Source organism: Jidongwangia harbinensis (genome assembly GCF_020216025.1).
Taxonomy (GTDB): Bacteria; Actinomycetota; Actinomycetes; order Mycobacteriales; family Micromonosporaceae; genus Actinoplanes; species Actinoplanes harbinensis.
In genome coordinates, this window is sequence record NZ_JAIWNC010000002.1 from 349,998 (window position 1) to 371,980 (window position 21,983).

General features: G+C 73.4%; 16 protein-coding genes and 1 pseudogene. 9 read left to right on the forward strand and 8 right to left on the reverse strand.

The features are described from left to right. The first annotated feature begins 17 nt into the window (after positions 1 to 17). Positions 18 to 1,109 carry a GDSL-type esterase/lipase family protein gene (locus LDL48_RS04130; protein ID WP_255627377.1) on the forward strand — a complete coding sequence of 364 codons (1,092 nt, stop codon included), beginning with the start codon at positions 18 to 20 and terminating at the stop codon, positions 1,107 to 1,109. Positions 1,110 to 1,118: 9 nt separating this feature from the next. Here the strand turns inward: LDL48_RS04130 and LDL48_RS04135 are convergent, their stop codons facing one another. Next, a complete protein-coding gene (locus LDL48_RS04135) occupies positions 1,119 to 2,012 on the reverse strand; it encodes an alpha/beta hydrolase family protein (RefSeq protein ID WP_225253627.1) in 894 nt (297 codons plus the stop codon). A 185-nt stretch (positions 2,013 to 2,197) separates the two neighbouring features. Between LDL48_RS04135 and LDL48_RS04140 the strand changes: the two genes are divergently transcribed. The 3 genes from LDL48_RS04140 to LDL48_RS04150 all read left to right on the forward strand — a co-directional run bounded on the left by LDL48_RS04140 (position 2,198) and on the right by LDL48_RS04150 (position 6,748). After that, positions 2,198 to 3,799, forward strand: coding sequence for a serine/threonine-protein kinase (locus tag LDL48_RS04140; protein ID WP_225253628.1), 1,602 nt, complete (start codon positions 2,198 to 2,200; stop codon positions 3,797 to 3,799). A 202-nt stretch (positions 3,800 to 4,001) separates the two neighbouring features. Continuing rightward, positions 4,002 to 5,717, forward strand: coding sequence for a serine/threonine-protein kinase (locus LDL48_RS04145; protein WP_225253629.1), 1,716 nt, complete (start codon positions 4,002 to 4,004; stop codon positions 5,715 to 5,717). A gap of 89 nt (positions 5,718 to 5,806) precedes the next feature. Further along, the gene (locus tag LDL48_RS04150) at positions 5,807 to 6,748 is read left to right on the forward strand and encodes a GlxA family transcriptional regulator (RefSeq protein WP_225253630.1); all 942 of its coding nucleotides are present in this window, start codon (positions 5,807 to 5,809) and stop codon (positions 6,746 to 6,748) included. A 70-nt stretch (positions 6,749 to 6,818) separates the two neighbouring features. Here LDL48_RS04150 and LDL48_RS04155 read toward each other — a convergent pair whose 3' ends face one another. Further along, the gene (locus LDL48_RS04155; RefSeq protein ID WP_225253631.1) at positions 6,819 to 8,297 is read right to left on the reverse strand and encodes a mannitol dehydrogenase family protein; all 1,479 of its coding nucleotides are present in this window, start codon (positions 8,295 to 8,297) and stop codon (positions 6,819 to 6,821) included. 96 nt (positions 8,298 to 8,393) lie between these two features. Continuing rightward, on the reverse strand, positions 8,394 to 9,887 hold the full coding sequence (locus LDL48_RS04160; RefSeq protein ID WP_225253632.1) for a glycoside hydrolase family 43 protein: 1,494 nt from the start codon (positions 9,885 to 9,887) through the stop codon (positions 8,394 to 8,396). Between the two features lie 190 nt (positions 9,888 to 10,077). Here LDL48_RS04160 and LDL48_RS04165 point away from each other — a divergent pair. Beyond that, positions 10,078 to 10,539 (forward strand): annotated as a pseudogene (locus tag LDL48_RS04165) (aquaporin); the annotation flags it as partial. Between the two features lie 278 nt (positions 10,540 to 10,817). On the opposite strand, the gene aceB reads toward LDL48_RS04165, so the two are convergent. Beyond that, entirely contained in the window at positions 10,818 to 12,422 is a 1,605-nt protein-coding gene (aceB, locus tag LDL48_RS04170; RefSeq protein ID WP_225253633.1) for a malate synthase A, read from the reverse strand. Further along, positions 12,422 to 13,687 carry an isocitrate lyase gene (gene aceA / locus LDL48_RS04175; RefSeq protein ID WP_225253634.1) on the reverse strand — a complete coding sequence of 422 codons (1,266 nt, stop codon included), beginning with the start codon at positions 13,685 to 13,687 and terminating at the stop codon, positions 12,422 to 12,424. The genes aceB and aceA overlap by 1 nt, the downstream gene beginning before the upstream one ends. Positions 13,688 to 13,803: 116 nt before the next feature. On the opposite strand from aceA, the gene LDL48_RS04180 reads away from it, so the two are divergent. The 3 genes from LDL48_RS04180 (at position 13,804) to LDL48_RS04190 (ending at position 17,737) form a co-directional block, all read left to right on the forward strand. Beyond that, the gene (locus tag LDL48_RS04180) at positions 13,804 to 15,255 is read left to right on the forward strand and encodes a helix-turn-helix domain-containing protein (protein WP_225253635.1); all 1,452 of its coding nucleotides are present in this window, start codon (positions 13,804 to 13,806) and stop codon (positions 15,253 to 15,255) included. 101 nt (positions 15,256 to 15,356) lie between these two features. Beyond that, positions 15,357 to 15,761, forward strand: coding sequence for an effector-associated constant component EACC1 (locus LDL48_RS04185; RefSeq protein WP_225253636.1), 405 nt, complete (start codon positions 15,357 to 15,359; stop codon positions 15,759 to 15,761). A 2-nt stretch (positions 15,762 to 15,763) separates the two neighbouring features. Further along, on the forward strand, positions 15,764 to 17,737 hold the full coding sequence (locus tag LDL48_RS04190) for a caspase, EACC1-associated type (protein ID WP_225253637.1): 1,974 nt from the start codon (positions 15,764 to 15,766) through the stop codon (positions 17,735 to 17,737). 101 nt (positions 17,738 to 17,838) lie between these two features. On the opposite strand, the gene LDL48_RS04195 is transcribed toward LDL48_RS04190, so the two are convergent. The 3 genes from LDL48_RS04195 to LDL48_RS04205 are packed head-to-tail and all read right to left on the reverse strand — an operon-like array spanning position 17,839 to position 21,027. Continuing rightward, positions 17,839 to 18,519, reverse strand: a complete 681-nt coding sequence (locus LDL48_RS04195) for a response regulator (protein ID WP_225253638.1) — start codon at positions 18,517 to 18,519, stop codon at positions 17,839 to 17,841. Next, entirely contained in the window at positions 18,519 to 19,709 is a 1,191-nt protein-coding gene (locus LDL48_RS04200; protein ID WP_225253639.1) for a sensor histidine kinase, read from the reverse strand. Before LDL48_RS04200 ends, LDL48_RS04195 begins: the two co-directional genes overlap by 1 nt. 55 nt (positions 19,710 to 19,764) lie before the next feature. Further along, positions 19,765 to 21,027: a sensor domain-containing phosphodiesterase gene (locus LDL48_RS04205; protein ID WP_225253640.1), complete on the reverse strand. Its 1,263-nt coding sequence runs from the start codon at positions 21,025 to 21,027 to the stop codon at positions 19,765 to 19,767. Positions 21,028 to 21,187: 160 nt separating this feature from the next. Here LDL48_RS04205 and LDL48_RS04210 point away from each other — a divergent pair, with 160 nt between their 5' ends. Then, a complete protein-coding gene (locus LDL48_RS04210; protein WP_225253641.1) occupies positions 21,188 to 21,925 on the forward strand; it encodes a lytic polysaccharide monooxygenase in 738 nt (245 codons plus the stop codon). The last annotated feature ends 58 nt before the right edge of the window (positions 21,926 to 21,983 follow it).

Sequence of the window (21,983 nt, forward strand, 5' to 3'; positions counted from 1 at the left end):
ACACCACCAGAGGCGACATGCCGACGCCCCGGACACTGCGGCGGGTGCTCGCCGCCGTGGTCTGCGCCCTCGTCGTGCTGCTGGCCGGCGCGACCGCGCTCAGCACCCCGGCCCGGGCCGAGTCCAACGGCGGCGTCCGGGTGATGCCGCTGGGTGACTCGATCACCGACGGCTTCAACGTGCCCGGCGGCTACCGGATCGAGCTGTGGCGCCAGTTCGTGGCCGGGCGATACCTGATCGACTTCGTCGGTTCCCAGTTCAACGGGCCGGCCAGCCTCGGCGACCACGACCACCAGGGTCACTCCGGCTGGCGGATCGACCAGATCGACGCCAACGTGGTGGCCTGGCTGCGCGCCACCACCCCGCGGACCGTGCTGCTGCACATCGGCACCAACGACATCGCCCAGAACCGCGACCTGCCCAACGCCCCCAACCGGCTGTCCGCCCTGGTCGACAAGATCACCAGCACCGCGCCGGACGCCGAGGTGTTCGTCGCCACGCTGGTGCCGTTCTCCGGTCAGGACGCGCGGGTCCGGGCGTTCAACGCCGCCATCCCCGGCATGGTGCAGAGCAAGGTGGCCGCCGGGCGCCGGGTCCACCTGGTCGACATGTACCGCGCTCTGACCACCGCCGACCTGGCCGACGGCGTCCACCCGAACGCCGGCGGCTACAACAAGATGGCGGCCGAATGGTTCCGGGCGCTGCAGGCGGTGCCGCGCAGCATCACCGGCGACACGCCGGGCAGCCCGTCACCCAGCAACCCGTCGCCGCCCAGCAACCCGTCACCCGATCCCTCCACGCCCCCGCCGGGCGGGACCGCCGGCTGCGCCGCCGCGGTCTCGCTCAACCAGTGGACCGGCGGTTTCGTCGCCACCGTCCGGGTCACCGCGGGCACCGCCGCGATCGGCTCCTGGACCGTCGGCGCACCGCTGCCGTCCGGTGCCGCGGTCACCAACGTGTGGAACGCCACCCGCAGCGGCACCGGCAGCGCGGTCCAGTTCGGCAACGCCACCCACAACGGCCGGCTCGCCGCCGGTCAGACCACCGAGTTCGGCTTCCAGGGCACCGGAACCGCCACCGGCATGGCGGTCACCTGCACGGCCGGGTGACCGCGGCGGTCAGCACCGGTCCCGGAGGAAGGCGTAGGCGCGGGCCCGCATCTTTGCGGTGAACACGTGGCCGGCGTCGTACCGCGCCAGCTCGGCACGGTCACCGAGCGACTGCCGGGCGGCGGCGAACAGCCGCTCGGCACCGCGACTCCACCGGTCGGCCGTACCCGCGGAGATCAGCAACGAGGTCCGGCCGAAGCCGGCGACGACGTCCTCCAGGTCGTGCGCCGCGGCGAAACCGGGCACCACGAACTCGGCCTGCAGGCCGGTGTCCCGGGTGTACGAGTCCCGGAACGGAATGCATCCGCAGTGCGAGACCGACGCGGTGATCCGATGGTCGAACGCGGGTGCCCACAGCGCCATTCGGCCGCCGTACGAGTGACCGAGGAACCCGATCCGCTGCGGGTCCACCTCGTCCCGCGTGGCCAGGTAGTCCAGCGCCACCGAGACCTCGTGCAGGCACGTCGCCAGCAGCGTGCGGCCCTGCACCAGGCGGGTGGACAGTTCGAACCAGGTCACGTTCGACGCGCCGTCCGGGCTCCAGTTCCGCTCCTCGAACCCGACGGCGTCCGGTGCGATCGTGACGAAACCGCGCTCCGCCAGCTCGTGCGCGTACGCCTGGTCGGGGTCACCGCCCAGCCCCACCACCTCGCTCTTGCCCAGGTCGAACCGGCCGGCGTGCTGGTGGTGACAGAACACCGCGGGCAGTGGCCGGTCGGCCGCCTTGGGCAGGCAGACGTACGCGGTCACCCGTTCCCCGGGCGCGGTCGAGTACCGGACCTTCTCCCGCACGTACCGGCCGCAGTCCACCCGTTCCAGCAGCTCCGCGTCGAGCTCCACCCGGGCCGGTGCGGGGCCCAGGAACGTGGCCGCCGAGCCGCCGAACGCTGTCTCGTGTGCCATGGCTCCCGATGCTGCCACGGGGCGGTCGGGCACCACTGCCGGTATGGCAGGGCAGGGCGATGTGGACGGTACGACCGGACCGTTTCCTTGAGGGCGTCCTTCGATGAGACGGAGTACTGTGCTCCCCGGCGTGCTGTCTACATAGGGAGAATGGCCCGTGGCGCTCCCGTGGCCCCGGATCTGACATGGACCTCCACCTCGACCGCGACGACACCGCGCGCGTCGGCCCGTACCACCTGCTCGGCGTCCTGGGGCAGGGCGGCATGGGCACCGTCTACCTGGCCCGTGACGCCGCCGGCCGCCAGGTCGCCGTCAAGGTCGTCCGCGCCGAGCTGGCGCACGACCAGGGGTTCCGCCGCCGGTTCCGCAGCGAGGTCAACCGGGCCCGGCAGGTGCCGCCGTTCTGCACCGCCGAGGTGCTGGACGCCGACCCCGACCACGACCCGCCGTACCTGGTGGTGGAGTACGTCGACGGGCCCAGCCTGTACGCGGTGGTGCAACGGCAGGGCCCGCTGACCGGCACCGCGCTGCACAGCCTGGCCGTCGGCGTGGCGACCGCGCTGACCGCGATCCACGGCTCCGGGGTCATCCACCGCGACCTCAAGCCGGGCAACGTGCTGCTGACCCTCGGCGGCATCAAGGTGATCGACTTCGGCCTGGCCCGGGCGCTGGAGGCGACCAGCCCGCACACCGTGACCGGGCACATGGTCGGCACGATCTCGTACATGGCGCCGGAGCGGTTCGAGGCCGAGGCGCGGTCCCGGGTCAGCCCGGCCGCGGACATCTTCTCCTGGGGCGCCGTGGTGGCCTTCGCGGCCACCGGACGCACCCCGTTCGGCGCCGACTCGGTCCCGGGCACCGCGGTCCGCATCATGACCCAGCCGCCGGACCTGACCGGCGTGCCGATGTCGCTGCGGGAGCCGGTGGCACGGGCGCTGGCCAAGCAGCCGCACGACCGCCCGACCGCCCGCGAGCTGTTGGACCTGCTGCTGGCCGGCGCACCGTCCGGGGCCACGGCCCGGGTGTCGCACGAGACGCCGTTCCTGCGCGAGATCGTGCAGCCGGCGGACCGGAGCACCGCGGACGTGCCGGTGCGGCGGCCGGTCCCGGCGCCGCGGCGGGTGCCGGGCCGGTCCCGGAACCGCCGGCCGGATCTGCGGCACTGGCCGGCCCGGCTGGGCCTGGCCGCGCTGCTGGCCGCGATGCTGGCCGGCGGTCTGGCGGGTCGCGCGCTGCTCACCCACCGGGAGGCCGGGGCGGACCGGGCCCCGGCTGCCACCGGCGTGCTCACCGGCCCGTCGCCGCAGCCGGTGAACGCGTCCGTCCCGGCGCAGAACCCGGACGCCGTGCTGGCCGGGCAGCAGCGCACCCTGCTGCATCTGGCGGACACCGGCAAGAACCTCGCGGTACGGGCCGACGGCAAGGTCGCGGTCTCGCCGGCCGACGCCGCCGACGCCCAGTTCGTGCTCGTCCCGCGGGACGGCGCGTACCTGATCCGGTCGCTGCGCGACGGCCTGCCGGCGGAGCGGTCCTGCCTGGGCGTGCGCACCCCGCGCAACGGGCTGCCGTCGCTGGCGGCCGGTGCCTGCGCCGACGGCGTGGCGACGCTGTTCGAGGTCGCTCCCACGGCCGGGCGGGACAAGGAGAACCGGCCGACGTACCGGGTGCGCAACCGGGTCCACGGCGTCGTCCGGTGGAGCGACGACCGGTTCGAGGCGCTCGTCGAGCAGCCCGCCGACGAGTCCGCCGGCACCGCGTTCAGCCTGGTCGACCGCGGGCCCGCGTAGCCGTCGCCCGTCCGGGTGAACCGGCGGCGGCCTCGGCCAGGGTCAACGAACCCCGGCGCCGGCGGTGACGGCCGGCGCTCCGGGTTTCGGTGTTCTGCCAGATCGGATGCATCTCCGTTGCCGATCGGCGGCACCGCCACGACGATCGTCGTCGCTCCGCAGAACCCCGGCCATCCCGGTCCAGGAAGGACACGACGAACACGTGCAGCCGTCCCTCTCCCTGAACGGCGCAGGCTCCGACGAGCCCGCCACGGTCGATCTCAGCGGCCGCTGTGTCGGCACCTCGTACGTCCTGATCTGCCCGGTCGGGCAGGGCGCCACCGGCACGGTGTGGCGTGGCATCGACCGCACCTCCGGCGAACAGGTCGCGGTGAAGCTGCTGCACGAGGGACTGCTGCGGCAGCCGAAGCTGGTCACCCGCTTCGTGCAGGAGCGCACCATCCTGATGATGGTGCGCCACGAGAACATCGTCGGCGTCCGCGACCTGTTCAGCGCCGGCGAATCCCTGGGCCTGGTGATGGACTTCGTGGCGGGCGGCAGCCTGCGCGACCGGCTCCGGGCCGCCGGCACGCTGCCGCCGGCCGAGGCGGCGCGGCTGCTCGGGCAGGTCGCCGCCGGGCTGGCCGAGGCGCACGCGCTCGGCGTGGTGCACCGGGACGTCAAACCCGACAACATCCTGCTGCACGGCACCACCCGGCCGGACGTGCGGCTCACCGACTTCGGGATCGCCCGGGTGCTCGACACCGCCGGGCTGACCACGCCGCACGCGATCATCGGGACCCCGCACTACATGGCCCCGGAGACGATCGGCGGCGGCGACGCGTCACCCGCGGCGGACGTGTACGCGCTCGGCGTCGTGTTCTACGAACTCCTCACCGGCCGGGCCCCGTACGCCGGGGAACCGATCGCCGTGCTGCGTGGCCACCTCGACGGCACGCTGGTGCGCCCGGAGGGCCTGGCCGACGAGGTGTGGGCGGTCGTCGAGTCGTGCGTGGACCCGGACCCGGCCCGCCGGCCCCCGTCGGCGGAGTTGCGGGACGTCCTGCGGGACCTGTCCCGGCGGACCGCCGGCCTGCCCGCCCTGCCCGCGCCCGACCCGGACGCCGAACCGGTCGGGGCGGTGCCACGGGCGGTGCCGCACCCCTCGATCGCCCGGCCTCTCCGGCGCCGGCCGCACAACGGCCCGCGCAGCTGGGTGTGGGCCCGCCGGGGTCTGCTGGCGGTGCTGGTCACCGGCACGCTGACCGCCACCGGCCTGGGCGGCTACCAGGCCTGGCAGGGGCGGCAGGCGGGTTCGCCGTCGGCCACCGCGGCCACCCCTCCGGTCCGCGGCGGCGGTGCGGCCGGTGCCGCGACCTCGCGCACCGCGGCCTCCGGTACGGGCGCGGCTCCGGCGCCGGACGCACCGTCGCCCGGCCGTCCGGGTACGCCGGCGACGACCGCGCGCACCGGCCGGGACACCGAGGGGACGCCGTCCGCCGCCGCCACGGTCCCGGCACCGGCCGGACCGGGCCGGGTGGACGTCTCCGTCGGTCCCGGCGAGGCCCGCGGCTCGGTCTCGTTCGGGCCGTGGCGGTGCGGCGAGAAGTACTCGTGGGACGTGGGACATCCGGTGCTGGCCCAGCCGTGTCACGCGGTCGGCGCCGCGATCCGGGTGTCGGGCGAGGTGGAGGCCACCCCCGGCGTGCAGGCCGACGTGTCGCTGACGGTCCGCGACGCCGGCTCCGACGAGGTGGTCGCCGGGCCGCACACCTGCGAGGGCCTGATGTTCACCGACTTCGCGCTCAAGCACCGGTGCGGACCGGCCGACCTGCAGGCCCCCCGTGGTGGCCGTTACGTGGTCGTGCTGACCTGGCAGTACAGCGGGCGTTCGCTGCTGCCCGGCGGTACGGCGCGCGGCCGGGAGTTCACCTGGTGACGCCGTGGCCCCGATCGCCCGGAGGCCGGGGGGCCGCCGCGGCTGGCCGGAATGACGATGGCCAACGGGTTCTCGCCTAAGGTGCTGGCATGCACACCGTGGCCGTTCTCGCGCTCGACCGGGTCGTCCCGTTCGACCTGTCCACGCCGCTCGAGGTGTTCGCCCGGACCCGGCTGCCGGACGGCGGTGCCGCCTACCGGGTCAAGGTGTGCGGCGCCGGGGCGAGCGTCGACGCCGGCATGTTCACGCTGCGGCCGCCGTGGGGACTGGCGGCGCTGGCCGAGGCGGACACCATCGTGCTGCCCGGCCGGAGCGAGACGCTGCCCGTACCCGACGAGGTGCTGGACGCGCTGCGGCGGGCCGCGGCGCGCGGCACCCGGATCGCCTCGATCTGTTCCGGCGCCTTCATCCTGGCGGCCACCGGCCTGCTGGCCGGCCGGCGGGCCACCACCCACTGGGCCTGCGCCGCGGAGCTGGCCGACCGCTACCCGGACATCGACGTGGACCCGGACGTGCTGTACGTGGACAACGGCCAGTTCCTCACCTCGGCCGGTGCGGCGGCGGGCCTGGACCTGTGCCTGCACCTGATCCGGCGGGACCACGGGTCCGTGGTGGCCGCCGACGCCGCCCGGCTGTCCGTCATGCCGTTGGAGCGGGAGGGCGGCCAGGCGCAGTTCATCGTGCACGACCCGCCGCCGATTCCGCGCGGCTCGGCGATGGAGAAGGTGCTGCGGTGGGTGGAGGAGAACTGCGCGCGGGACCTGGGCCTGGCGGAGATCGCCGGGCACGCGGGCATGAGCGTGCGGACGCTGAACCGGCGGTTCCGCGAACAGACCGGGACCACGCCGCTGCAGTGGCTGCTGCGGGCCCGTGTCCGGCAGGCGCAGCACCTGCTGGAGGGCACCGACCAGCCGGTGGACCGGATCGCCGGCCGGGTGGGGTTCGGCTCGCCGACCGCGTTCCGGGAACGGTTCAAGCGGGTGGTGGGCACCAGCCCGCACGCGTACCGGGCTTCGTTCCGCAGAAGCTAGGCGGGGCGCGAAGCCGATCCGCGTGCAGAGGCGGCGCGCCTGCGGGTTGTCGGTGCTGAGGACGAACCGCCTAACCGGCGGCGGCCAGGTCCTCCAGCGTGACGCGGGCGCCCTTGGCGTGCAGCGAGGACAACACCGACCGGTACGTCGACGCGAACCGCTCGTCGCCGGCCAGGTCGCCGAACACGTCGGAGTTGCGGATGAACGCCAGCGGATCCTCGTGCTGGCGCACCGCCGCCGCGGTCAGCACGCCGGCCAGGCGGTCCACCACCTCGATCGGCCGGCCCTGCTCGTCGGTGCCCTCGGCGTACCGGGCCCAGCTCGCCACCACCGCGGTGGCCCGCAGGATCTCGCCGCCGGTACGCAGGTTGTGCCGGATCACCGGCAGCAGCCACTTGGGGATGCGGTCCGAACTCTCCGCGCACAGCCGGGCCACGGTGTCGCGCACCTGGGCGTTGGAGAACCGGTCGATCAGCTGGTGCTTGTACTCGTCCAGGTCGATGCCGGGCACCGGTTCCAGCGTCGGGGTGGCCTCGCGGTCCATGTACGCCAGCAGGAACCGGGCGAACAGCGGGTCCTGTGCGACGTCGTGTACCAGGCGGTACCCGGCCAGATAGCCGAAGTAGCACAGCGCCTGGTGGCTGGCGTTGAGCAGCCGCAGCTTCATCAGCTCGTACGGCTCGACGTCCGGCACCACCTGCACGCCGGCGTCCTCGAAGGCGGGCCGTCCGGCGCCGAAGCTGTCCTCCAGCGCCCACTGGGTGAACGGCTCGCACACCACCGGCCAGGCGTCGTCGACGCCGAACCGGCGGCGCACCTCCGCGCGGTCGTCGTCCGTGGTCACCGGCGTGATCCGGTCGACCATGCTGTTCGGGAAGCGCACCGACGTCTCGATGTGGTCGGCCAGCTCCGCGTCGCGCAGCCGGGCGAACGCCACGAAGCTGCGCCGGGCGGCGTCCCCGTTGCCCTGGATGTTGTCGCAGCTCATGATCGTGAACGGCGGCAGCCCGCGGTCGCGCCGCCGGGCCAGCGCCTCGGTGATCAGCCCGAACGTGGTCCGCGGGGAGGCGCCCGGGCGCAGGTCGTGCTGGACGTCCGGGTGGTCCTCGACGAACGCGCCGGTGACCGCGTTGATGTTGTAGCCGCCCTCGGTGACGGTCAGCGAGACGATCCGGACCTCGGGGGAGGCCATCTTCTCGATGACCGCCTCGGGGTCGTCCGGCGCGAACAGGTACTCCCGGATCGAGCCGACGACCCGCGCCTCGAGCGTGCCGTCCGGCGCCTTCACGACCAGGGTGTACAGCCCGTCCTGGGCATCCATGACCGCCTGCATGCGGCGGTCCGCGGGCATCACCCCGACGCCGCACACCGCCCAGTCCAGGGCCTTGCCGTCGTTCATCAGACGGTCCAGGTACATGGCTTCGTGGGCGCGGTGGAAGCCGCCGACGCCGAAGTGCACGATGCCGGTGCGCAGCCGGGCGCGATCGTAGCGCGGAACCGGCAGATCCTCGGGGAGCGACGACAGGTTCTGATCGTTGAGCGGCAGCATCGACGTGTCCTCCCGGCACTGGGGGCTGACGGGCGTGACCCTCAGCATCCCATCCCCACCAGTGACCGGGTGGAAACGCTCCGCACTGTTTCCGGGTCAGCGGCGGGCGACCGCCACGTCGTCGAACGTCGCCGCGCTGTCGTACACCCGCACGCCGTTGGCGCCGGTCGGATAGGTCGGGTCGGTCACGCTGATCTTCGGGGTGGACATGTCGCCGACGTAGACCTTGATCGATGGTCCGGCCGCCTCGACGCGCAGGTGGTAGCGCGTGCCGGGGGTCACCGTCATCGGCACCGACGCGAGCGGGGTCCAGGAGTTGGCCGCCCGGCCCAGCAGGACCCGGCCGGACGCGTGCACCCCGGCGTAGTAGCCGCGGTAGCTGTCCGCGCCCACCGCGGGCTGGCTCACCCGGAACGTGACGCCGGCGTCGCCGCGGCCCGAGCTGATCGAGACGGTGGTGTCCTGGACGAAGTCGGTGAAGTTCGTGTCGAGCAGCGCCTTGCCGCCGTACGAGGAGGTGGTCTGGTACCGGCCGCCGGTGACCGACCAGGAGCCGCCGTACGTCTTCCAGCCGAGCGCGTTGCCGTCCGCGAAGTCGTCCTGCACGCGCATGGTGACGCGGGGGATGGTGCCGTCCGGGCTGAAGTACATGCGGTCGTAGGCGAGCTGGCGGTGGTTGCCGTCGGTCTCGGCGAGCGGGCGACGGTGGTAGACGATGTACCAGATGTCGGTGCCGGGCACGTTGATGACCGCGTTGTGGCCGGAGCCCTTGGCCACCGCGGGATCCTGCGCCAGCACCTTGTCCAGCTTGGGGAACGGCCCGGTGGGGGAGTCGGCGACCGCGTACGAGACGGAGTAGTCCGGTCCGGTCCAGCCGCCCTCCGACCACATCAGGTAGTACCGGCCGTGACGTTTGAACATCTGCGCGCCCTCGACGTACCCGGACGGGGTGATCTCGCGGTAGGTGCTGCCGTCGTCGAAGCGGCCGAGGCTGACCATGTCGTTGTTCAGCTTCACCACGTTGGCGTGCCCCCGGCCGCCGTAGTACATGTACGCCTGGCCGTCGTCGTCGATGAACACGTCCTGGTCGATGGGCTGGGCGCCGTTGACGAACTGGCTGATCAGCGGCCGGCCGAGGGCGTCGATGTAGGGGCCCTGCGGCCGGTCGGCGACGGCGACCCCGATGCCGCCGAGTTCGCTGTTGTCGTTGATGTCGTTGGCCGCGAAGTACAGGTAGTACTTCCCGTTGCGCTGCACCGGGGCGGGCGCCCACACCGCGCGCCGGGCCCAGGAGACGTTGGCGGTGGTGAGCACGTTGGGGTGCTTGGTCCAGGTCACCAGGTCGGTGGAGGAGAAGGCGTCCAGGTAGGTCTGCTGGTCGTAGGGGCGCGAGGAGGTCGGGAACACCCAGTAGGCGTTGTCGTAGATCGCGACGTCCGGGTCGGCGTACCAGCCGTCGACGAACGGGTTGCCGGCCACCGCGGTCGGGTGGTCCGGTGCGGCGTACGCGGCCGGCGCCAGGGTCGGCAGTCCGCTCACCGTCAGCGCCACGGTCAGCGCGGCCATGGTCCGGCCCGGTCGATTCCGCATCCGGATCCCTCGCTCCCGCGACACATTCACACATTTAAGTGTGGCGATTGAACATTTTCCATAGATTGCACGCAGAGCGTGGGCGCTGTCAAGGTCGCGTCGACGGGTCCATCGGCCCTGCCGGGTGGGCCGGTCGGCTGCCTATGATCTTGGGCGACCGGCTCGTCCGAACCCGCCACCGGAGCTCGACATGGACCCTCGACCATTGAGCCGCCAGCTCCTCGGTGAGTTCCTCGGGACGCTGCTGCTGCTCGTCGCCGTGGTCGGGGCGAGCGCGATGTCGGCCGGCCTCTCGCCCGGCGACGCGGGGCTGCGGCTGCTGGAGTGCTCGATCACGGTCGGGCTCGCGCTGACCGCGATCATCTACACGTTCGGGCCGGCGTCGCGGGCCCATTTCAACCCGGTCGTGTCCGTGGCCGACTGGTTCCTCGGCCGCCGGACCGGCGCCGGCCTCACCGTGACCGGTCTCGCCGGCTACGTCGCGGTCCAGATCGCCGGCGCGCTGGCCGGTGCGGTGCTGGGCAACCTGATGTTCGGCGACCCCGCGGTGACCGTGGCGCGGACCGCGCGCACCGGCGCCGGCCTGCTGCTCAGCGAGGTGGTCGCCACCGCCGGCCTGCTGCTGCTGATCGCCGCGCTGGTCCGGACCGGCCGGGGCGCCGCCGGTCCCGGTGCGCTCGGCGCCTACGTCGGCGCGGCCTGCTGGTTCAGCTCCTCGACCGGGTTCGCCAACCCGGCCGTCACGCTGGGCCGGGTGTTCACCGGCACGCCGGCCGGCATCGACCCCGGCTCGGTCCCGGCCTTCGTGCTCGCCCAGGTGGCCGGGCTGGCGGTGGCCTGTGCGCTGGTGCCGGCGCTGTATCCGGACGACGTGCGGGCCGTGCCGTTCCCCGCGGCGGGGGACGGCACGGCCCCGGGCCGGCGGCCGGTTCAGGCGGCGACCGGCGCCTCCCTCGCGGCGGCCGGTGCGGCCGACAGGTGGCGCAGGTACGCCGGCAACGTCAGGAACTCGGGGCAGGTCCGTTCCGTGAGCAGCACGGTGAGCAGGGTCCGGGCCCGGCCGAAGCGCCGCGCCGCGTCCTCGTCCAGCGCACCGGTCGCACTCAGCACGTCCACCTCCTCGCGCAGCATCCGGGAGACCAGCCCGGCGGTCACCGGCACGCCGTAGTCGGTCGGGGTGCCCTGCGAGATCCACTGCCACAGCTGGGTACGGCAGATCTCCGCGGTCGCCGCGTCCTCCATCAGCCCGCCCAGCGCCACCGCGCCCTGTCCGCCCAGCCACGCGGCGACGTACCGCAGGGCGACGCTGACCGCGCTCCGCAGCGCCGCCTCGGTGACCGCCACCGCCGGCGCCCGCACGTCGAGCAGGTCCTGGGCGGTGACCCGGACGTCGTCGCGGCGGCGCACGATCTGGTGTGGTTCGAAGCCCAGCCACTGGTCGAAGACCTCGCGGCAGGTCGGCACCAGGCCGGGGTGGGCCACCCAGGACCCGTCGAAGCCGTCGCCGACCTCGCGCCGCTTGTCCTGGCGGACCTGGTTCAGCGCCCGCTTCCCGGCGACCGGGTCGCGGCTGGGGATGACCGCCGCCATGCCGCCGATGGCGTGCGCGCCGCGGCGGTGGCAGGTCTGCACGAGCAGTTCGGTGTACGCCCGCATGAACGGCGCGGTCATGGTCAGTTGCGCGCGCTCCGGCAGCACCACGTCCGGCCGGTTCTTGATCATGCTGAACAGGTAGTCCCACCGGCCGGCGTTCAGGCCCGCGGAGTGTTCCCGCAGCTCGTACAGGATCTCGTCCATCTCGAACGCGGCGGTGATGGTCTCGATCAGCACGGTGGCCCGGATCGTGCCGCGCGGGATGCCCAGCCGCTGCTGGGCGAACACGAACACGTCGTTCCACAGCCGGGCCTCCAGGTGGCTCTCCAGCTTCGGCAGGTAGAAGTACGGTCCGCTGCCGCGCTCGATCTGCCGCCGTCCGCAGTGGAAGAGGTACATGCCGAAGTCGAACAGCGACGCCGACACGGCCCGGCCGCCGATCCGGACGTGGCACTCCGGCAGGTGCCAGCCGCGCGGGCGCACCATGATCGTGGGCAGCTCCGGACCCGGTTCGTAGCGGCGGCCCTCGGCGCTGGTGAAGCCGATCGTGCCGTCCAGCGCGGCGCGCAGGTTGTGCTGGCCGGCCACGACGTTGTCCCAGGTGGGCGACGTGGCGTCCTCGAAGTCGGCCATCCACACCTTGGCGCCGGAATTGAGCGCGTTGACGGTCATCTTGCGCTCCGGCGGGCCGGTGATCTCCACCCGGCGGTCCATCAGGTCCTCGGCCGGCGGCGCCACGGTCCACGAGGTGTCCGCGCGGACGGCCGCGGTCGACGGCAGGAAGTCCAGCTCGGTGGTCCGGGTGGCCCGCCGGCGCCGGCGCCGGTCCAGCAGCTGGACCCGGCGCGCGCCGAACTCGCGGTCCAGCGCCACCACGAACGCGATCGCATCCTCGCTGAGGATGTCCGGGTATGCCGACGGGGTAATCGTGACGGTTTCCATCAGAACTGCTCCGCTTCGGTCGAGCCGGACAGCGCCGTGGTGGAGCTGTCCGGGTTCAGGGCGGTGGACACGGCGTCGAAGTAGCCGGTACCGACCTCGGCCTGGTGCCGGGTCGCGGTGTAGCCGTCCGCCTCGGCCGCGAACTCGGCCTCCTGCAACGTCACGTACGCGCTCATGCCGTCGCTGGCGTAGCCCTTGGCCAGCTCGAACATGGAGTGGTTCAGGGCGTGGAAGCCGGCCAGCGTGACGAACTGGAACTTGTAGCCCATCGCGCCGAGCTCCTTCTGGAACCGGGCGATGGTGTCGTCGTCGAGGTTGCGCCGCCAGTTGAACGACGGCGAGCAGTTGTAGGCCAGCATCTTGTCCGGGTGCACCCGGTGCACCGCCTCGGCGAACTGCCGGGCGAACTCCAGGTCCGGCTTGCCGGTCTCGACCCAGAGCAGGTCGGCGTAGTCGGCGTAGGCGACGCCGCGGGCGATCGCCGCCTCCGGGCCGCTGCGCACCCGGAAGAAGCCTTCGGCGGTACGGTCGCCGGTGAGGAACGGGCGGTCCCGCTCGTCGACGTCCGTGGTGAGCAGGTCCGCGGCCAGCGCGTCGGTGCGCGCGATGACCAGGGTCGGCACGCCGCAGACGTCGGCGGCGAGCCGGGCCGCGTTCAGCGTGCGGATGTGCTGGCCGGTCGGCACCAGCACCTTGCCGCCCAGGTGGCCGCACTTCTTCTCGCTGGCCAGCTGGTCCTCCCAGTGCACGCCCGCGGCGCCGGCCGCGATCATCGCCTTCATCAGCTCGAACGCGTTCAGCGGCCCGCCGAACCCGGCCTCCGCGTCGGCCACGATCGGGGCGAACCAGTCCCGCTCCTGCGTGCCGGCGGCGGTGTCGATCTGGTCGGCGCGCAGCAGCGCGTTGTTGATCCGGCGCACCACCGCCGGCACCGAGTTGGCCGGGTACAGGCTCTGGTCCGGGTAGGTGTGCCCGGACAGATTCGCGTCCGCGGCCACCTGCCAGCCGGACAGGTAGATGGCCCGGAGCCCGGCCCGCACCATCTGCACGGCCTGCCCGCCGGTGAGCGCACCCAGCGCGTTGAGGTACTCCTCGTCGCGCAGCAGTTGCCAGAGCCGGGCCGCGCCCCGCTCCGCGAGGGTGTGCCGTTCCTGCAGTGAGCCGCGCAGCCGCACCACGTCCTGCGCGGTGTAGTCGCGGCGCACGCCCAGCCAGCGTGGATCGCCCGCCCACGCCCGAGTGAGGTCGGAAGCCTGATCGTTCATGATGTCCCTGCCTTCCGTGCCATCGGTGGAAGAACTTCACTGTTGCGCGGCCCGCAGCCCCTACTGAAGCCAGATGTGAGGAGAAGAAACGCAGAAATTCTGCTAGCGTCAAACGCGTGACCGCTTCGCCTTCCGCCGACGCCACCGTCGACCTCGTCACGCTCGGGCAGCGCCTGCGCCACCTGCGCCGGGCCAAGGGCCTCACGCTGGACCAGCTCAGCGCCGCGGTCGGCCGGGCGCCGTCGCAGCTGTCCCTGATCGAGAACGGCAAGCGGGAACCCAAGTTGTCGGTGCTGCAGGCGCTGGCCGCCGCGCTCGGCGTACCCGTGCAGGATCTGCTCCGCCCGGAGGCGCCGAGCCGGCGCGCCGGGCTGGAGATCGAGCTGGCGCACTTCCAGCAGACGCCGGGGTACGCGGCGCTCGGCCTGCCGGTGGTGCGGGGCGGCAACCGGCTGCCGTCCGACGCGCTGGAGGCGCTGATCGGGCTGCACCGCGAACTGAACCGGCTGCGCACCGAGCAGAGCGCCACCCCGGAGGTGGCCCGCCGGGCGAACGCCCAGCTCCGCGAGCAGATGCGGGAACGGGACAACTACTTCGCCGACATCGAGGCCGCCGCCGCCCGGGTGCTGCGGTCGGTCCGCAACACCACCGGCCCGCTGTCCCAGCGCGGCATCCTGGACATCGCCGCGCAGCTCGGCTTCACCCTGCACTACGTGCCGGACCTGCCCGGTTCCACCCGGTCGGTCACCGATCTGCGCCGGCGGCGCATCTACCTGCCGCAGGTGGCCAGCGGCAAGGGCCACGACCCGCGCGCCGTGGTGCTGCAGACGCTCGGCCACTTCGTGCTGGGCCACGAGGACCCGGCCGACTACGGCGACTTCCTGCGTCAGCGGGTGGAGGCCAACTACTTCGCCGCGGCCCTGCTGATGCCGGAGAAGTTCGCGGTCGGCTTCCTGCGCGAGGCGAAGGCCGACCGGGCCCTGGCGATCGACGACTTCCGGGACGCGTTCGGGGTGTCGTACGAGACCGCGGCGCACCGGTTCACCAACCTCGCCACCCACCACTTCGGCATCCCGGTGCACTTCACCCGGGTGCACGAGAGCGGCACGATCTACAAGGCGTACGAGAACGACAACGTCCGCTTTCCGGCCGACGTGACCGGCGCGATCGAGGGCCAGCACGCGTGCCGCCGGTGGGCGTCCCGCACGGTGTTCGCGGCCGACGACCCGTACTCGTCGTTCTACCAGTTCACCGACACCGCGACCGGCACGTACTGGTGCACGGTGCACGTGGAGTCGACCCGCTCCGGGGAGTTCTCGGTGACCGTCGGCACGCCGTACGAGCACGCCCGCTGGTTCCGCGGCGGGGACACCGCCCGGCGTACCGTGTCGCGCTGTCCGGACCCGGACTGCTGCCGCCGGCCGCCGGCCGACCTGGTGGAGCGCTGGGCCGGGCACGCCTGGCCCAGCGCCCGGGTGCACTCGCATCTGCTCGCCGCGCTGCCGCCGGGCACCTTCCCGGGCGTGGACGCGCAGGACGTGTACGCGTTCCTGGACCGGCGCGCCTAGAGCATGGGCGCGGCGGCGTTGTCGGGTTGGCGACGGCCGCCTTTCGGTACGGCCCGGGAGAGCGTGCGATAGTACCGCGGGGCTCGACCGAAGGGCAGGCAGTGTCTAGAGACGTACTCCTTCACCTCGTCGAGGACGGCGCGGACGCGGAGCGGATCGACGCGGTGGCGGGGCATCTCCGGCGGCAGCTTCTCCAGCTCGACGTCGAGGACGTGACCGGCCTGCGGGCGGGGCCGCCGCCGCCGGGCGCCCGGGGCTTCGACGTGGCCGCGGCCGGCGGACTGCTGGTGACGCTGAGTGAGTCGGCGACCGCCCTGGCCGGAGTCGTCGCGGTGATCAGACAGTGGGTCGGTCGCGGTGAGGGCACCCGCCGCACGGTGCGGATCGAGATCGACGGCGACGTGCTGGAACTCTCCGAGGCGTCGGTGCGTGATCAGGAGCGGCTCGTCGGGCTGTTCGTGAGCCGGCACCGCACTGCCGGACGGAACACCGACACCGGGAGTTGAGCGTGGCCGGCCGGCGCCAGGCGTTGATCGTCGCCAACGACGAGTACGAGCACCCTGACCTGCGACGCCTGCGGTCGGCCGCCGCGGACGCCGAGGCCCTGGCCGGCGTCCTGGGCGACCCGGAGATCGGCGGCTTCGCGGTGGACGTGGCGCGCAACCGCCCGGCGCATGACGTCAGCGTGCAGATCGAAGACCTGTTCTCGGAGAGCCGCGTCGACGATGTCCTGCTTCTGCACTTCTCCTGCCACGGGTTGAAAGACGAGTCCGGGGAGCTGCACTTCGCCACCCGCAACACCCGCCCGAACCGCCTCGGCTCCACCGCGATATCGGCGGCCTTCGTCCAGCGGTGCATGCGGGCCAGCCGGTCGCGGAGCATCGTGTTGCTGCTGGACTGCTGCTATGGCGGCGCGTTCAGCCGGGGCGTCACGGTCCGGGCGGCCGGCGACGTCAACGTGCTGGACAGCTTCGCCGTCGGGCGGCCGGGCGGCGGACGGGGACGCGCGGTGATCACCGCATCGAGTTCGATGGAGTACGCCTTCGAGGGCGACCACCTCACCGACGCTCCCGGCGCGAGCCCGTCCGTGTTCACCGCCGCCCTCGTCGAAGGGCTGACCACCGGCGACGCGGACCGCGACGGGGACGGCTGGGTCTCCCTCGACGAACTCTACGACTATGTCTTCGACGCGGTGCGCGAGCGGAACCCGCACCAGACGCCCAGCCGGGTCGTCGAGATGCAGGGTGAGCTGTACCTCGCCCGGAGCCGCCGCCGCCGAACCCGCCCGGTGGCGGCTGCGCCGGATCCGGGACCCGAGCCCGCGTCACCGCCGGCCTCACCACCACCGGCCCCACCACCGGCCGCCGTCGACTCAGGACCCGCTACGGCGCCCGCACCTGGACCTCCGCGGGAATCGGTCCGGAGCCGGCGGGCCCGGGCCGTCGTGGCCGGCGCCGCCGTGCTCGTCGCGATGGTCGCGGTCCTGTGGGCCGTCGATCAGTTCCGGACCGGCAACGACCCGGAACGGTCCGGCGGCGGTACCCCCGCACCGGGCATTCGCGGTGTCGCGTTCAGCCCCGACGGCAGGTACCTTGCGGCCGGCAGCGACGACGGCTCGATACGGCTGTGGAACGCCGGCACGGGCGCGCCCATCGGCTCGCCGCTGACCGGCCATGCCGACCGGGTCACCAGCGTCGCGTTCAGCCCGGACGGAGAGGTGCTCGCCAGCGGCAGCTCCGACGGCCACCTCCGGCTGTGGCACCCGGCCACCGGGCGACCCGTCAGCCAGTCGACCGGTCATCCCGGCCCGGTCACCAGCGTCGCGTTCAGCCCGGACGGCAAGGTGCTCGCCAGCGGCAGCACCGACCGGACCGTACGCCGGTGGAATCCCGCCACCGCGCAGGCCGTCGGCCCAGCGCTGACCGGTCATGCCGGCTACGTCACCAGCGTCGCGTTCAGCCCGGACGGCAAGGTGCTCGCCAGCGGCGATGACGCCCGGACGGTACGGCGGTGGGATCCGGCGACCGGCCGGGCGGTCGGCGAGCCCCTCACCTCGAACGACGAGTCGAAGATCGCGCAGGTCGGGTTCAGCCCGGACGGCAGGTGGCTCGTCGCCACGAGCGACAACCAGGTGCCGCGACTGTGGAACACGAACAACGGTGACACGGTCACACCGGACGCGAAGCACAGCTACGGCGTCCGGGCCTTCGCCTTCGGTCCGAGCGGCAAGGTGTTCGCCGGCGCCATCCCCACCGCCGGCACCGTGCGCGTGTGGAACCCCGCGACGTGGGACGAGGTCCGGCCGCCGTTGACCGGCCACTCGGGAGAGATCAGCAGCCTGGCGATCAGCCCGGACGGCAAGTTCCTCGCCGTCGGCGCCCAGTCCGTACGACTGTGGAACCTCGCCACCGGAAGACATGTCCGCGACCTGCCACCGGCCGGCGCCCCCTCGCTCGCGCCGTCGCCGGCCGCCACCGGATGAGCCGGGGTCGTCCCGGGAAGGTCCGGCGCACAACTTGCTGACCGTGAGGGTGACGTCCGTACGTCTGGGTCTGGTGCCGCGGCCACCGGCCGGTCGACCGGTCAGTCGCCGGGGACGGTGAGTCCGATCCGGTGGGCCAGCACGACGGCCTGCACGCGGTCCCGCAGATGCAGCTTCGCCAGGATGCGCGACACGTAGGTCTTGACCGTCTCGGTGCCGATGAACAGCGCGTCCGCGATCTCCGCGTTCGACATCCCGGCGGCGAGCAGGTGCAGCACCTCCCGTTCCCGGTCGGTGAGGGCGGCGAGCGTCTCCTCGCGTTGCGTGTCGTGCTGCCGGATCCGTTCGCCGAACCGGCCGATCAGCCGTCGCGTCACCTCCGGGGCGAGCAGGGCGTTGCCGGCCGCGACGGTGCGCACCGCCGCGATCAGGTCCGGCGGCGGAGTGTCCTTGAGCAGGAAACCGCTGGCGCCCGCGCGCAGGGCCTCGAACACGTACTGGTCGAGGTTGAAGGTCGTGACGACGAGGACCTTGGGGGCGTGCACGGACTCCGGCCCGGCGAGTTGCCGGGTCGCCTGGATGCCGTCCAGGCGGGGCATCCGGATGTCCATCAGCACGACGTCGGGCCGCTGCTCGAGCGCCAGCCGGACCGCCTCGACGCCGTCCTCGGCCACACCGACGACGTCGAAGTCCGGTTGCGCGGACAGGATCGTGCGGTAGCCGGCGCGTACCAGGGGCTGGTCGTCGCAGACCAGGATGCGGGTCGGGTCCGGTTCGGGCATCAGCTGTCCGTTCGCATCGGGAAGCGGGCGTGCAGGAGGAAGCCGCCGCCGGGGGAGCGGCTCGCGGTGAATTCGCCGCCGGCCAGCGAGACCCGCCGCCGGAGCCCGTCGAGACCGCGGCCGGACGGTGCGGCCGGCCGGCCCGGAGCGGGCGCCGGACCGCCGTCCGTGCTGACCCGCACGACGACGCCGCCGTCCGCCGGGGCGGTCAGGTGCACCACGGTACGACGGCCCGGTGCGTGCTTGAGCGCGTTGGTCAGCCCTTCCTGCACCACCCGGTAGACGGCCAGCCGGGTGAGGCCCTCCGCCGCGGTCGTCGACGGTTCCTCGACGAACTCGACGGGCTGGCCCGCCGCCCTGGTCTGCTCCACGAGGTCGGCCAGCCGGCCCACGGTGGGTTCCTTGGACGCCGGCCCGGCGTCGTGCCCGGGGTGCAGCACGCCGAGCAGTTCGCGCAGGTCGCCGAGGGCCCGCCGGCCCGTGGTGCCGATCGCGGTGAGCCCGGCCTCGAGCTCGGCCCGGTCCCCGGCCGGCACGTAGAGGGCGGCGTCGGCCTGCATGACCATCGCGGTCACGTGGTGGGTGACGACGTCGTGCAGTTCCCGGGCGAGGTGTTCGCGTTCCCGGTGCAGGTCCTCGGCGGCGCGCTGCTCGTGCCGGCGGGCCTGGGCCCGCAACCGGCCGCGCGACCACCGGCCGAGCGCCCAGCAGCCCGCCGGGAGCGCGAGGAACAGCACGTAGTCCCGCGGTGGGAACGGCGACCCGGCGTGCACCAGCCAGCCCGTCATGCCGGCGTAGGCCGCGAGCCACGCCAGGACGGTGACGGTCCGCAGCCGGCTCTGCAGCATGCCGGCGCTGTACAGGGCCAGGTACAGCGCGGCGGTCGCGAACGTCGGCCGGTACCCGAGGATCTGGTAGGCGAAGAACGCCGCGGACGCCGTCGCCAGGCACAGCCCGGGCGCGCGGCTGCGCACCACCAGCGACAGCGCGTGGGCGAGCACCAGGCCGGCGGCCACCGGGCCGAACGGACGCTGCGCGGTCGCCCAGCCCACCGCCGTTCCCTTGTCGGCGAGACCCGGGGTGAAGGACAGCACCGCGACGACGGCCGCGATCGCCAGATCCTGGTGGCCGGGCGGCCGGGACCGGAACCAGCGCACGACGTTGCTCAGGTGCTGCTCGCCGGTAACCATGATCTCGATGCTAGGGAGCGGGGGACCGCCTGAAGTCCCCCACCGGGGGGACCGCTCAGGCGGGCACCAGCCCGGCCAGTGCCTCGGAGCGGACCGGCGCCAGCCACCCCAGCAGCGCCCGGGCCGCCTCGATCACCAGGGCCCGGTCGTGGGTCACCGCGAAGTCGAACCGGCGCTCCGGCTCCGGACCGGTGTCGCCGAGGTCGTGCGCGACCAGCGCCGCGGCCTGGTGCGGTCCGACCACGATGACGTTCCACTCGCCGCGCAGCGGGTCGGCGGTGCCCAGGCCGGCGCCGCGGATGCCGGGCATCGGCTCGGCGTCCAGGCCCACCCCGAGCGCGGCGACCAGCGGGCTGTGCTCCGCGATCCGGGCGAACCGGCGCATGGTGGCGGGCGTGAAGTGCCGGCTCTCCTGGAAGCACGCCAGCAGCACCGGCGGTTCCGGTCCCTCGCCGGCCAGCGCCTCCAGGTGCCGGCTGAGCGGCATCAGCGCCGCCTTGGTGGTCCGGGTGACCGGCCGCCGCTCGCTGACCACGGCGAACGGGGTGCGCGTGCCCGGTGCGACCGCGGGCGTGCCGAGCAGCGGGAGCCGGGCGGACGGCGGGGTGGCGGCGGGCAGCGGCTGCGGCCGGCCGTAGTGCCAGCCCTGGCCCACGGTGGCGCCCATGGTGCGGGCGGTGAGCAGGTGCTCGGCGGTCTCGATGCCCTCGGCCAGCACCACCGCGCCGCTGCTCTCCGCGTACGCGGACACCGCCGCCACCACCCGGGCGGTGTACGGGTCGTCCGGCCGGCGCAGCAACTGCATGTCCAGCTTCACCACGTCGGGGTGCACGAACGGCATCAGCGCCAGCGACATCGGGTCGGCGCCGACGTCGTCCAGCGCCACGCCCCAGCCCGCCGTGCGGCAGTTCGCGGTGGCGGACAGCAGCGCCGCCGGGTCCTCGGCGATCGCCCGTTCGGTCATCTCGGTGACCACCCGCAGCCGGTGCCGGGCGTGCTCCACCGCGGGGATCAGGTCGGCCGGGCAGGGCGCGCGCCAGGCCCGCGGCTCCATGTTGACGAACAGGGTCAGCGTGGGGTCCAGGTCGGCCTCCCGTGCGGCGCGGTACGCCGCGGCCCGGCAGACCCAGTCCAGTTCGCCGTCGCGGCCGGCGGCCCGGGCGGCGGCGAACATCTGCATCGGGGACTCGTACGGCGTACCGGCGGGGCCGCGGCTCAGCGCCTCGTAGCCGACCACCCGGCCGGTCGCGATGTCGACCAAGGGCTGGAAGACGGCGGTGACCGCACGCCGGTCGACCAGTTCGTGGATGTCGTGCACATTCAGCCCTTCGGCGCATCCGGCGGAAAGTTGAGCGCTGTCTCGACAGACATCGAAAAACTTCATTAGCTCTCTTTACTGTTAACACTCTTTAACTTATGTTTGGCGCACCGGCCGGGCCACCCCCAGCCCGGCCTGCCGGCATGAAGAGGAGCACTTCATGAGACGCCGAGCCACCCTCCCCATCCTGACCGTCGCCGCGGTCGTCACCTCCCTGTTCGTCGCCGTCGCGCCGGCTTCCGCGCACGGCTACATCTCGTCCCCGCCGAGCCGGCAGGCGAACTGCGCCCGCGGCGACGTCCCCAACTGCGGCGACATCGTGTACGAGCCGCAGAGCGTCGAGGCGCCCAAGGGCTCGCTGCAGTGCAACGGCGGCGGCAGCCGTTTCGCCGTCCTCAACGACAACAACCGCGCCTGGCCGGCCGTCTCGGTCGGCCGGTCGGTGACGTTCAACTGGGTGCTGACCGCCCGGCACTCGACCAGCACCTGGGAGTATCTCATCGGCGGCCGCCTGCTCGCCTCGTTCAACGACGGCGGCGCCCAGCCCGGCGCCACCAAGAGCCACACCGTCAACCTGGGCAGCTTCACCGGCCGGCAGACGCTGCTGGCCCGGTGGAACGTCGCGGACACCGCGATGGCCTTCTACTCCTGTGTGGACCTGCAGATCGGCGGCGGCAGCACCACGCCGCCGAGCAATCCGCCCACCAACCCGCCGACCAACCCGCCCACCCAGCCGCCGACCCAGCCGCCGGCCGGCGGGACCTGGGCCGTGGGCACCACGTACGCGGTGGGCAGCACGGTCACCTACGGCGGTGCCACGTACCGCTGCCGGCAGGCGCACACCGCGCAGCCCGGCTGGGAGCCGCCGGCCGTACCGGCGCTGTGGCAGCGGGCCTGACCCGGCGCGCACACCGGCGGGTCCGTCCGGTGGACGGACCCGCCCCGGCCCGCGACGG